The sequence below is a fragment of the Micromonospora sp. BRA006-A genome (assembly GCF_033433935.1).
Taxonomy (GTDB): domain Bacteria; phylum Actinomycetota; class Actinomycetes; order Mycobacteriales; family Micromonosporaceae; genus Micromonospora; species Micromonospora aurantiaca.
Map to the genome: position 1 here is coordinate 4,273,859 of NZ_JANCLW010000001.1, position 12,428 is coordinate 4,286,286.

Below are 12,428 nucleotides of genomic sequence, written 5' to 3' on the forward strand. Positions count from 1 at the left end.
TAAGTGAGTGGTATGGGACGGCTCCTCCGGGGGGAGTCGACTGCGGGCGCGACGGCGCCGCCCGTGGTCAGGCAGCGCGGCGGGCGCGGCGACGGGCCCGGAGGAAGACGGCGTCGTGCCGCTCGTCACCCCACCAGGCCCACGGAACGCCGGTCGCGTACCGGCCGATCGATGCGAACACCGGCGCGGCCTCCGCGTCGCGACCGGTGCGCACCAGCCCGTACGCCAGGAAGTTCGCGTCGTCGAGCCAGGCGGCGTGCCGGGTCGCCGGCTGGTGGAACCACCGGGAGAGGGCGTTGTCGAGATCCGCCTGCATGACCGGATCCTGTCGCCACCGCTCGCCGATCTCGTCGGCGGTACCGCCGTGGGGTTCGCGATCCTGCTCCCACAGCGCCCACTCCGCGGCGGCCCGAACCGGCAGCACGAGCAGTGGTGAGCCGGTCGGCGCCGTGGCGGCGACCGAGCGGGCGAAGCCGAACATCGCCTCGTGCGAGCCGCTCCACTTCCGGCAGTGGTAGGTCAGCCGGAGCACGTGGCCCAGATGGTGCCACGGATCCCGCTTGGTCAGCTCACGCCACGTCTCCTCGACGTCCTCCAGTGGCGCACTCGTGTCGATCATGAGGTCGAGGCGGTGCGCCCACGGCGTCGGGTCGTCCGGTGCGAGCCGCATCGCGACATCGTTCACCTGCCGGGCCAGGTCCAGCAGACGGCTGAACTCGACCCACTGCTCCCGGCGTACGTTGGAGGCCCAGTCGCCGCCGCGCACCTCCCACGCCCGCGCCATCAGGGAACGGGCCCGGACGAGCTGGGCGTCCGGATCGGCGGGCGCGCGCGACGCCCAGCGGTCGGTCCACGCGTCCGTGGTGTCGACCCGGCCGGTCGTACGGTCGATCCGCGAACCCAGCCCACGAGCTGTCGATTCGGCGAGCACACGGACGTACCGGGCCCGGCGGTCGTAGTCGTTCCGGGTGGCGATCAGAGCCTTCCGGGCCGGTCCGATGTCGGAGCCGTACCGCGCCTGCGTGCACGCCTCGCGCAGCACGGCGTCGTCCTGCGCCGGGTTGGGGTCGATCTGGCGGGTGAGAATCCGCCACACGGTCGAGATCATGATCAGGGATGGTAGATGTCAGCGAGCAGGGGTGGGGGCCGCAGCGTCGCCGTTCTGCCGCGAGCTAACCCGCTTGTCGCGGTGCGGGGCGCCGGAGAGGATCGGTGGATGGATCTCCGTGCTGCGGAACGGCGGCTCCAAGCCGCTCAGCGGGCCGCCGATGTCGATTCCCTCGACGCGCTTCTGCACCCCCGGGTCGTGGGTGCCGGACCGGACGGCATGGTCTTCACCAAGGAGGACGATCTGGAGAGCTACCGCTCGGGGGCCCTGCGGATCACCGGTCTGGTGGAGGAGTCGCTCGACGTCCAGGACGACGGTGAGACCGGGGTGACCCGCACGGTCGCTGCGGTGGATGCGGTTCAGGGCGGGGCCGTCGTGTCCGCACGGTTGCGTTACACCAGGCTGTGGGTGCGTGACGACGGCAACTGGCGGGTGCTGGCCGCCACCTTCGTCCCGGTCCAGTGAGCACTCGGACCCACTCAGGCTCCGGCGTGCACCAGTGCGGTCGCCGCTCCGATCAGGAGGGTCACGCCGGTGCCGGCACCGACGACGGCGCTGGGGGTGAGGTCGTACCGTCGGGCGACGGCAACGCTGACGACCGCGACCAGGGTGACGAGCGCGGCCCAGATCGCGAGGGCCGGATACCCCAGCAGTGGCGCCAGGGGGAAGAAGTGCAGGCCGACGATCAGGGCGATCCAGGCCGGAACCAGGGACGCGCGGCCGGTCCGCCGGAGCCAGATCGCGCCGGCGGCGCAGAGGACCACCTCGATCAGGACGATCACCCCGAAGACCGGCCCCGTCCTGTCGTCCACGGAGCTGCCCTCGTCCCAGGTGCGCACCGTGACGACGCCGCCGGCGATCGCTGCGGCCAGGGACGACACCGAGCCGACGCCGAGCCACGGACGCCACGCCTTGGGCGGCGCCTCCTGCGCCCAGCCGAACCAGGCCATCCCGAAGACTCCGAAGATCGCGGCGTTGGCCGCGGCGTTGGCCGCGAATTCAGCATCCATCGGCGCAGTCTAGGGGCGGACGACAGTCGCTCCGGACGGTGCCCGCGCGGGCGTCACGACGCCGGCTCCGGGACGCCGGCCGGGTCCGGGCGCTGCGCTGGGCGCATCCGGTGAGCCGTCAGCCGGCCGCCGTCCCGGCGGTACGGATCACCGTGTCGAGCCAGCGCAGCTGCCGCCGGACGTGGACGGCCTCCCCGCCCTCGTGGCCGTTGAACGGGTACGTGTGCATCTCCCGTAGCGGCGCGGTCGACCCGGCTGCGGCGTACTGGTTGTAGGCGGCGAAGCCGGTGCTGGGTGGGCAGACCTCGTCCCGCAGGCCGATCCCGAAGTGCGCCGGGGCGGTGGCCCGCCGGGCGAAGGTGACGCCGTCGACGTACGACAGCGTGTGCCGGACCGGTTCCTCGGCCTCGCGGTGCACCGCCAGGTAGCTGGCGATCTCGCCGTACGGGGACGCCTCGGTCAGTTCGATGGCGCGCTGGATGTCGCACAGGAACGGGGCGGTGACCAGGAGCGCGGCGAGGCCGTCCACGAGGCCCGCAGCCGCGAGTGCGAGGCCACCACCCTGGCTGTTGCCCACCGCGGCGACCCGGGCCGGGTCCACCCCGGGCAGGACGCGGAGGGCGTCGATCGCGCGTGCCGCGTCGGTGATCAGGCGGCGGTAGTGGTAGTCGTCCGGCGACAGGATCCCCCGCGTGGCGGGGCCGGGCCCGCCGGGCGCGTCGTGCGGGTCCGGGGTGTCGCCGCGGCTGTACAGGCCGGCCTGACCCCGGTTGTCCACCAGCAGGTGGGCGTAACCGGCGACCGGCCAGGTGAGCCGCTCCCCCGGCAGGCCCCGGCCGCGTCCGTAGCCGGGGTACTCCACCACAGCCGGCAGCGGCGCCGGTACGCCCGCGGGCCGGGTGTACCAGGCCCGTACCGGCTCGCCGGCGTACCCGGCGAACGTCACGTCCCACACGTCGACCAGCCGCAGGTCGGTGGGTTCGGGACGGACGTCGACGAGCACCGGGGTGGCCGCGGCGGCGGTGAGGGTGGCCCGCCAGAACCGGTCGAAGTCGGCGGGCTCGACAACGGCCGGTACGTAGCGGCGGAGCCGCTCGAGGGAGATATCAATCGACGCTCTTGACACGCTGATAACGATACCCATAAATTTCCGAAAGGCTTACGACGTATTACCGGAAAGTTCCAGCCGACGGTCAGGCGGGAGGACGAGTTTGGCAGCCACGATCCCGCGCAGTCGCCGTACGCCCTGGCGGCGGGCCCTGCGCCGGGACTGGCAGCTCTACTCGCTCGCCGTCCTGCCGCTGCTGTTCTTCCTGACGTTCCGCTACCTGCCGATGCTCGGCAACGTGATCGCGTTCCGGCGCTTCCAGCCGGGCGGCAGCATCTTCGGCGAGTACTGGACCGGGCTGCGGTACTTCCGGCTGTTCTTCACCGACCCGACCTTCTGGAGCGTGTTCACCAACACGCTCGTGCTGGGCGCGCTGACCCTGCTGTTCTGCTTCCCGCTGCCGATCGTGCTGGCGCTGCTGCTCAACGAGGTGCGCAACCGCGCGCTCAAGCGGTTCGTCCAGTCGGTGTCCTACCTGCCGCACTTCCTGTCGATCGTGATCGTGGCCGCCATGGTCCTCCAGTTGCTGTCGGTGGACGGCACGGTGAACCAGATGGTGCGCGCCGTGGGCGGCGAGCCGGTCCCGTTCATGCAGCAGGCCGGATGGTTCCGGACGATCTACGTCTCCTCCGAGGTCTGGCAGACCGTCGGCTGGGGCACCATCCTCTACCTCGCCGCGCTCACCACAGTCGACGGCGACCTGTACGAGGCGGCCCGCATCGACGGCGCCAACCGGTGGCGGCAGACCTGGCACGTCACGCTGCCGGGGATCCGGCCCACGATGGTCACCCTGCTGATCCTCAACATCGGCACCTTCATGGCCGTCGGCTTCGAGAAGATCCTGCTGCTGTACAACCCGCTCACCTACCCGACGGCGGACGTGATCTCGACCTACCTGTACCGGGTGGGCATCGTCTCCGGGAACCTCAGCTACGCCGCCGCGATCGGCCTGTTCGAGTCCGTGATCGGGCTGACGCTGGTGCTGTCGGCGAACGCGATCTCCCGGCGCACGGTGGGGACGAGCCTGTGGTGAGCACGCGCGCCCGTACCCGGGCATCGGCGGTCCGCCCGCGTGGCCCCCGGCCGACAGCGGGCTACCGGGTCTTCCAGGTCGTCAACGCCGTCGTGCTGACCGGCGTCGTGGTGGTGACCCTGTATCCGTTCCTCACCATCGTGGCCCGCTCGCTCAGCGACAACGCGTACATCGTCGCGGGCGAGGTGAACCTGGTGCCGCGGGGCTTCAACCTCACCGCGTACCGCGTGGTGACATCGGACCCGACGTTCTGGATCAGCTACCGCAACACCGTCTTCTACACGGTGGTCGCCACGCTCATCTCCGTCGTACTGACCACCTGCTACGCGTACGTGCTGTCGAAGCGGCACCTGCGGGGCCGGACCGCGCTGGTCGGGATCGCCGTGTTCACCATGTTCTTCACCGGCGGCCTGATCCCCAACTACGTCCTGGTCACGAGCCTCGGGCTGAAGAACACCGTGTGGGCGATCGCCCTACCCAACGCCATAAACGTGTTCAACCTGCTGGTGATGAAGGCGTTCTTCGAGAGCCTGCCGGTCGAACTGGAGGAGGCCGCCGCCGTCGACGGGCTGAACACGTACGGCACGCTGCTGCGGATCGTCCTGCCGCTGTCGAAGGCGATGGTCGCCACGATGGTGCTGTTCTACGCCGTCTCGTTCTGGAACTCCTGGTTCGCCGCGTTCCTCTACATGGACCGCCAGGACCTGCTCCCGGTGACCGTCTACCTGCGCAACCTGATCGCGGGCGCGACAGACGCCACGCAGACCGGCGGCGGCCTCGGCAGCGCCGGCGACGTCGTCCAGTCCGCCGCCACCATCCAGTCCGTGACCATCGTGCTGACGATCCTGCCGATCCTCGCGGTCTATCCCTTCATCCAGCGCTATTTCGTCTCCGGGATCATGCTCGGCGCCGTGAAGGGATAGCCGCCCACCGCACCGCCCCCACCACCGGAAGGAAGAATCCATGGCCCAGCTGTCCCGGCGCCAGGTACTGCTCGCCAGCGGCGCGGCCGCCGTCGTCGCCCTGGCGGGTTGCGGCGACGACACCCCGGACAAGAAGGACCTCGACCGCAACCGTACGGGCGCGATGGAGAAGTACGGCATCGGTGACCAGTTCAAGGCCACCGAGCCGGTCACGTTCTCGATCCTCTACAACAACCACCCGAACTACCCGCTCAAGCCCGAGTGGCTGTTCTGGACCGAGCTGGCCCGGCGGACGAACGTCAAGCTGGACCCGGTCGCCGTGCCGCTGAGCGACTACGAGCAGAAGCGCAGCGTGCTGGTCGGCTCCGGCGACGCCCCGATGATCATCCCGAAGACCTACCACCCGCAGGAGAACTCGTACGTCTCGTCCGGCGCCATCCTGCCGGTCAGCGACTACCTCGACCTGATGCCGCACTTCAAGGACAAGATCGAGCGGTGGGGACTCCAGCCGGAGATGGACACGCTGCGGCAGGAGGACGGCAAGTTCTACCTGCTGCCCGGACTGCACGAGAAGCCCTGGCAGGACTACACCCTCGCGGTCCGCACCGACGTGCTGGAGCAGTTGAAGATCCCGTCCCCGACCACCTGGGACGAGGTGTACGCCATGCTCAAGGCGATGAAGGCGGCCCACCCGGACGTCATCCCGTTCTCCGACCGGTTCGGCAAGCCGAACCCCGCCGGCAACCTGCTGAACATGCTGGCCCTCGCGCACGGCCTGCCCGGCGCCGGCTGGAACTACCAGCCGACGGCTTGGGACTCCGGGGCCGGGAAGTACGTCTTCACCGGCGCCTCGGACGGTTACCGGCAGGTGGTGGAGTACCTCCACAAGCTGGTCGCCGAAGGGTTGCTCGACCCGGAGACGTTCACCCAGACCGACGACCAGGCCCGGCAGAAGCTGGCCAGCGGAAAGTCCTTCGTGATCAGCACGAACGCGCAGACCCTGGTGAACGACTACCGCCCGGACATCGCGAAGATCAACCCGAACGCCCGGCTCGGCAAGATCCTCTTCCCGGTCGGACCGGCCGGCCCGGTCAACGCGGCGAGCCGGCTGGAGAACGGCGTGATGATCTCCAGCAAGGCCCGCGACGGCAAGAACTTCGTGGCCATGATGCAGTTCGTCGACTGGCTCTGGTACTCCGACGCCGGCCAGGAGTTCGCCAAGTGGGGCGTCGAGGGAACCACGTACACCACTGACGCCTCGGGCAAGCGCAGCCTCGCCCCGGACGTCAACGTCATCGGGCTCAACCCCAAGGGCAGCAAGCATCTGCAGAAGGACTTCGGCTTCTACAACGGCGTCTTCGCCTACGGCGGCAAGCTCGACCTGGTGCAGTCGTTCTTCTCGCCCGAGGAACTGGAGTTCCAGAAGGAGATGAACGCCCGCAAGGCCGCGCCCTGGGTGACTCCGCCACCCGCACCGCTCAGTGATGAGGAGCGCGAGCAGACGACGCTGTGGGCGACCGCGCTGAAGGACCACGTCACCCAGAACACGCTGAAGTTCGCCCTCGGCCAGCGGCCGCTGAGCGAGTGGGACGCCTACGTCTCGGAGCTGAGGGGCAAGAACGCGCAGGCCTACATCGACCTGGTGAACAAGGCGTACGACCGGTACCGCAAGAACCACGGATGACGCGGCTCCTCGTCCCCGACCGGCCTGCCGGCCGGCTGACCGACGCCTGGCGTACCTGCGTGGGCACCGGCCGGTTCGACCTGGCCCTGCGACGCGACTATCAGGACTCGCTGGCGCTGGTGCAGCGGGACATCGGCTTCCGGCACATCCGCGGGCACGGGCTGCTCAGCGACGGCGTCGGCGTGCACCGCCCCTACACGTACCAGGGCGAGCGCCGGGTTCGGCACGCCTTCACCTACGTCGACCAGGTCGTCGACGCGTACCTCACGATGGGCATCCGGCCCTTCGTGGAGCTGGGGTTCATGCCCTCGGCGCTCGCCTCCGGCGACCAGACGGTCTTCTGGTGGCGGGGCAACGTGACGCCTCCCCGGTCGTACACCGAATGGGGTGACCTGGTCCGCGCCACGGTGGCCCACCTGGTCGACAGGTACGGCCTCGACGAGGTACGCGGCTGGCCCGTCGAGGTGTGGAACGAACCCAACCTGACGGCGTTCTGGGCGCGCGCCGACCAGGACGCCTACCACCGCCTGTACGAGGTGTCGGCGCACGCCGTCAAGGACGTCGACGCGGCGCTCCAGGTCGGCGGCCCGGCCCTCTCCCCCGGCGCCGACGAGTGGCTGAAGCCGTTCGCCGAGTTCGTCACCGACCGCGACGTGCCTGTCGACTTCGTCAGCCGGCACGCCTACACCTCCGGACCGGCCCGGCACCTGCCGTTCGGCACCCGGCAGACTTTGGCCCCGGCCGCGGACCTGCTGGAGCAGTTCGCCGCGCCTCGCCGGCATCTGGCCGGCACCGCGCTGGCCGGCCTCCCGGTGCACATCACCGAATTCAACTCCTCCTACCGGCCGGACAACCCGATCCACGACACGGCCTTCCACGCCGCCTACCTCGCCCCGGTGCTGGCCGGCGGCGGGGACCTGGTCGACTCCTTCTCCTACTGGACCTTCAGCGACGTGTTCGAGGAGGAGGGGGTGCCGACCGCGCCGCTGCACGGCGGCTTCGGCCTGCTCACCCACCGGCAGATCAAGAAACCCACCTACCACCTGTACGCGTTCATGGCCCGGCTCGGCGACGAGGTGCTCGCACGCGGACCGGACCACCTCGTCACCCGGCACCCCGACGGCCGGGTCGCGGTGCTGGCCTGGGCCCCCGTCGACGTCACCGGCCGGGAACCGGCACCCGATCGGCACACCCTGTCGTTGTCCGTTCCGATCGGGCCGCCGGGCACCGGGTCGGCGTTTCTGCTCCGCTCGTCGGTGAGCGAGGACGCCGGCAACGCCTTCGCGGCCTGGCGGGAGATGGGCAGCCCGCACTCACCACGGCCCCGGCAACTCGACGCGTTGCGGGAAGCAGCCGAGCCGGCCCGTACCCATCGCGCCCTGCCGGTCGCGGCCGGGCGGGCCGACCTCGACCTCGTCCTCGCCCGGCACGAGGTGACGCTCGCCGAACTGACGCCGGTCGTGGACGAGACCCCGCCGTGGTGGGACGACAGGTTGCTCGACCCGCCCGGGGACCGGCGGTGACCGGCGCGGCCGGCGGGCTGCGGGAGTTCGGCGACGGCCCGTTGTCGCGGGCCGCCGCGAGGGTCCACACCCTGCTCGTGGTCGAACTGCTGCTCCTGGTGAGCGTGCTGCCCGGCCTGGCCGTGCTCGTGCTGCTCGACCGCGACAGCAGCAATCTCCCGCTGGTCGCCGCCGCCGCGCTGCCGCTCGGTCCGGCCGTCTCGGCCGCGCTGCACACGTTGCGGCACCAACGCCCCGACCTGACCGATCTCCGTCCCGCCGCCGCGTTCGGCCGGGCGTACCGGGCCAACCTGCCGGGCGTGCTGCGCGTCTGGGCGCCGACGCTGCTGTGGCTCGCCGTCATCGCTGTCAACCTGGCGAACCTGCCCGCCGCCGCCGTCCCCGGCTGGTGGGCGGTGCCGCTCGTCGTGGTCGGGGCGGGGGTGATCCTGGTCGGGGTCAACGCGCTGGTGATCGTCTCGTTGTTCACCTTCCGCACCCGCGACGTGCTCCGGCTCGCCGTCTACTACGTGGCGCGCAAGCCCGGCGTCACGGTCGGCAACGTCGCGCTGCTGGCCGCCGCCGCCTGCGTCACCGCGGTGTTCTCCGAGGCGGTACTCGCCCTGCTCGCCGCGCTCCTGGTGCTGGCACTGCTGCGGATCGGCGACCCCATGATCGACGAGATCCGGGCGGAGTTCACCGCATGAGCGTTCCGGTCACCGGCCGGGCGTCCGCGGACGCCGGCGAGTCGGCCTGGCACGCCGCCTGGCTCCCACCAGCGGCGTTCCGCGAACTCGGCTCGCGCGGGGTGCTGGTGCACGGCGACGGCCTCCTGGTCGACACCGTCCTCGACGAGGTGCGCCGGGCCTGCGCCCGGTACGGCGGACGGCTGTGGCACGGTCCGCCGTGGCCTGTCGACGCCGACCTGGTGCTGGCCCTGCGCGGGGCCGGCCCGGTGCCGAACCCGGCGGCGGAGACGGCCCGGCTCGGCGCGACACCGGCGGTGAACGGCACCGGCGACGGCTCCCTCGGCGACGAGGGGTACCTGCTGACGCGGGTGGACGGCGTGACCGTGGTCCTGGCCGACGCGCCGGCCGGCCTGATGTACGGGATGTTCCACGTGGTCCGGCTCGGCGCGGCGGCCTTCGACGACGACCTGCCGACGCGGCGGCACCGACCGGCACTGGACCGGCGGATGCTCGACCACTGGGACAACGTGGTCGTACACCCGGTGTCGGGCCAGGTCGAGCGGGGCTACGCCGGCGGCTCCCTGTTCTGGTGCGACGGCGCCGCCCGGCACGAGCCCGCCCGGCTCCGCGACTACGCCCGCCTGCTCGCCGCCTGCGGCGTCAACGCGATCTGCGTGAACAACGTCAACGTGCACGACACCGAGGCGCGGCTGCTGACCGACCGGCTCGGCGACGTCGCGGAGATCGCCGAGGTGCTCCGCCCGTACGGCATCCGGGTGCATCTGGCGGTGACCTTCGCCGCCCCGGTGGTCCTCGGCGGCCTGCCCACCGCCGATCCGCTGGACGAGCGGGTACGGGCCTGGTGGGCCGCCGCCACCCGGCGGGTGTACCAGCGGATCCCCGACTTCGGCGGCTACCTGGTGAAGGCCGACTCCGAGGGCCGGCCCGGCCCGTTCGCGTACGGGCGCGACCACGCCGACGGCGCGAACCTGCTCGCCGAGGCGCTCGCCCCGCACGGAGGCGTGGTGCGCTGGCGGGCGTTCGTCTACGACCACCACCAGGACTGGCGGGACCGGTCGACGGACCGGGCGCGGGCCGCCTACGACCATTTCGCGCCGCTGGACGGACGGTTCGCCGACAACGTGATCCTCCAGGTGAAGTTCGGCCCGATCGACTTCCAGCCACGCGAACCGGTGTCCCCGGTGCTCGCCGCGATGCCTGCGACGCGGCTGGCGGTGGAGGTGCAGGCGACGCAGGAGTACACCGGCCAGCAGCGGCACGTCTGCTACCTCGCGCCCTGGTGGAGCGAGGTGCTGCGGTTCCGGCCGTGGGGCGAGGCCGGCGGCACGATCGCCGACGTGGCGGCCGGGCGGGCGGGCACCGGGGGCGGCCTGGTGGCGGTGTCCAACGTGGGCGACGACAGGTTCTGGACCGGGCACCCGCTGGCGCAGGCGAACCTGTACGCCTTCGGCCGGCTCGCCTGGGATCCGCTGCTGGATCCCGGCGCGATCCTCGACGAGTGGATCGACCTGACGTGGCTGCCGGTCACCTCCGGCGATCCGGAAGCGGTGCGGCGGACGATGCACGCGATCATGGACGATTCCTGGCGCACCTACGAGCGCTACACCGCCCCGCTCGGCGTCGGGTTCATGGTGCGGCCCGGTCACCACTACGGCCCGGACGTGGACGGCTACGAGTACACCCCGTGGGGCACGTACCACTTCGCCGACCGTGACGGCGTCGGGGTGGACCGGACCCGGGCGACCGGGACCGGGTTCACCGGCCAGTACCCGCCGCCGTGGTCGGAGGTGTACGAGTCACGCGAGCGCTGCCCGGACGAACTGTTGTTGTTCTTCCATCACGTCCCGTACCGGCACGTGCTGCACAGTGGCCGTACCGTGATCCAGCACATCTACGACACGCACTTCGCCGGGGTCGAGGAGGTCGCGGCGATGCGGGAACGGTGGCGGCTCGTCGCCGGGGCGGTCGACCCCGCCGTCCACGACCGGGTCGCCGAGCGCCTCGACGAACAGTTCCGCAGCGCCGTCGAGTGGCGGGACCAGATCAACACCTACTTCTTCCGCAAGTCCGGGGTGCCGGACGCGCACGGTCGCCGCATCCACTGAACCGGCGCGCTCACCATGGGTGCACGGTGCCGTCCGTCAGCCGGTTCACCGGCAGGTAGGCCGGCGCGTACGGGTAGCGGGCCGCCGCCTGTTCGTCGATGTCCACCCCGAGCCCCGGAGTCTCGGCCGGATGCAGGTAGCCGCCCTCGTAGTGGTAGCCGTGCGGGAACACCTCGTCGGTCGCCTCGGTGTGCCGCATGTACTCCTGCAGGCCGAAGTTGGGGATGGCGAGGTCCAGGTGCAGCGCGGCGGCCATGCAGACCGGGGACAGGTCGGTGGCTCCGTGCGAGCCGCTGCGGACGTGGTGCAGCGCGGCGAGGTCGAAGATGCGTCGCAGGTGGGTGATCCCGCCGGCGTGGACCACAGTGGTGCGCACGTAGTCGATGAGCTGTTCCCGGATGAGCTGGGCGGCGTCCCAGATGCTGCTGAAGACCTCGCCGACGGCGATCGGCGTGGTGGTGTGCTGCCGGATGAGCCGGAAACCCTCCTGCAGGTCCGCCGGGACGGGATCCTCCATCCAGGTCAGCACGTACGGCTCCAGGCTCCTACCGAGCCGCGCCGCCTCGATCGGGGTGAGCCGGTGGTGCACGTCGTGCAGCAGCCGAAGGGTGGGTCCGAACTCCTCGCGGACGCGGGCGAACACGCCCGGCACGTGCGCCAGGTAGGCCTCCGTCGACCAGGTCGTCTCGGTCGGCAGCGCGGCGTCGGCGGGCTCGTAGAACATCTTGTCGGCGCTGACGCCGTAGGTCCGGGGCAGGCCGGGCACACCGCACTGCACCCGCACCGCGCGGTAGCCGAGGTCGACGAAGCGGGCGACCTCGGTCAGCACGTCGTCGACGGACTCGCCGTTCGCGTGCCCGTACACGGTCACGCCGTCGCGGGACCGGCCGCCGAGCAACTGGTAGACCGGCAGGCCGGCGACCTTGCCCTTGATGTCCCACAGCGCGGTGTCCACGGCGGCGACGGCGCTCATCGTGACCGGCCCGCGCCGCCAGTACGACCCCTGGTAGAGGTACTGCCAGGTGTCCTCGATCCGGGCCGGGTCGCGCCCGATCAGCAGCGGCACGACGTGGTCACGCAGGTAGGATGCGACTGCGAGTTCGCGGCCGTTGAGGGTGGCGTCGCCGACGCCGGTGACGCCGGCGTCGGTGACGACCTTCAGGGTCACGAAGTTGCGGCCGGGGCAGGTCACGATCACCCGGGCGTCGACGATCCTCATCCGGTCTCCCCTGCGGTCGGCGCGCC

At 71.2% G+C, this 12,428-nt stretch carries 11 protein-coding genes; 7 read left to right on the forward strand and 4 right to left on the reverse strand.

Going from position 1 to position 12,428, the window contains the following annotated elements; translation table 11 throughout:
- Positions 1–67: 67 nt before the first annotated feature.
- A complete protein-coding gene (locus NMK34_RS19270) occupies positions 68–1,108 on the reverse strand; it encodes a DUF4034 domain-containing protein (RefSeq protein WP_318334621.1) in 1,041 nt (346 codons plus the stop codon).
- 108 nt (positions 1,109–1,216) lie between these two features.
- Here NMK34_RS19270 and NMK34_RS19275 point away from each other — a divergent pair, with 108 nt between their 5' ends.
- A complete protein-coding gene (locus NMK34_RS19275) occupies positions 1,217–1,573 on the forward strand; it encodes a nuclear transport factor 2 family protein (protein WP_318334622.1) in 357 nt (118 codons plus the stop codon).
- A 14-nt stretch (positions 1,574–1,587) separates the two neighbouring features.
- Here NMK34_RS19275 and NMK34_RS19280 read toward each other — a convergent pair whose 3' ends face one another.
- Together NMK34_RS19280 and NMK34_RS19285 are read right to left on the reverse strand one after the other, a co-directional pair.
- Positions 1,588–2,118, reverse strand: a complete 531-nt coding sequence (locus tag NMK34_RS19280) for a hypothetical protein (protein WP_318334623.1) — start codon at positions 2,116–2,118, stop codon at positions 1,588–1,590.
- Between the two features lie 118 nt (positions 2,119–2,236).
- A complete protein-coding gene (locus NMK34_RS19285) occupies positions 2,237–3,262 on the reverse strand; it encodes an acetylxylan esterase (protein WP_318334624.1) in 1,026 nt (341 codons plus the stop codon).
- A gap of 67 nt (positions 3,263–3,329) precedes the next feature.
- On the opposite strand from NMK34_RS19285, the gene NMK34_RS19290 reads away from it, so the two are divergent.
- Genes NMK34_RS19290 through NMK34_RS19315 form a run of 6 tightly spaced genes read left to right on the forward strand, consistent with a single transcriptional unit; the run spans position 3,330 to position 11,183 of the window.
- The gene (locus NMK34_RS19290) at positions 3,330–4,259 is read left to right on the forward strand and encodes an ABC transporter permease (protein ID WP_318334625.1); all 930 of its coding nucleotides are present in this window, start codon (positions 3,330–3,332) and stop codon (positions 4,257–4,259) included.
- Positions 4,256–5,182, forward strand: a complete 927-nt coding sequence (locus NMK34_RS19295) for a carbohydrate ABC transporter permease (protein WP_318334626.1) — start codon at positions 4,256–4,258, stop codon at positions 5,180–5,182. Before NMK34_RS19290 ends, NMK34_RS19295 begins: the two co-directional genes overlap by 4 nt.
- Positions 5,183–5,222: 40 nt before the next feature.
- Positions 5,223–6,866, forward strand: a complete 1,644-nt coding sequence (locus NMK34_RS19300; RefSeq protein WP_318334627.1) for an extracellular solute-binding protein — start codon at positions 5,223–5,225, stop codon at positions 6,864–6,866.
- On the forward strand, positions 6,863–8,389 hold the full coding sequence (locus NMK34_RS19305) for a GH39 family glycosyl hydrolase (protein WP_318334628.1): 1,527 nt from the start codon (positions 6,863–6,865) through the stop codon (positions 8,387–8,389). Before NMK34_RS19300 ends, NMK34_RS19305 begins: the two co-directional genes overlap by 4 nt.
- A complete protein-coding gene (locus NMK34_RS19310) occupies positions 8,386–9,075 on the forward strand; it encodes a hypothetical protein (protein ID WP_318334629.1) in 690 nt (229 codons plus the stop codon). The genes NMK34_RS19305 and NMK34_RS19310 overlap by 4 nt, the downstream gene beginning before the upstream one ends.
- A complete protein-coding gene (locus NMK34_RS19315; protein WP_318334630.1) occupies positions 9,072–11,183 on the forward strand; it encodes an alpha-glucuronidase in 2,112 nt (703 codons plus the stop codon). Before NMK34_RS19310 ends, NMK34_RS19315 begins: the two co-directional genes overlap by 4 nt.
- Before the next feature lie 10 nt (positions 11,184–11,193).
- Here the strand turns inward: NMK34_RS19315 and manD are convergent, their stop codons facing one another.
- Entirely contained in the window at positions 11,194–12,402 is a 1,209-nt protein-coding gene (manD, locus tag NMK34_RS19320) for a D-mannonate dehydratase ManD (RefSeq protein ID WP_318334631.1), read from the reverse strand.
- Positions 12,403–12,428 lie beyond the last annotated feature (26 nt).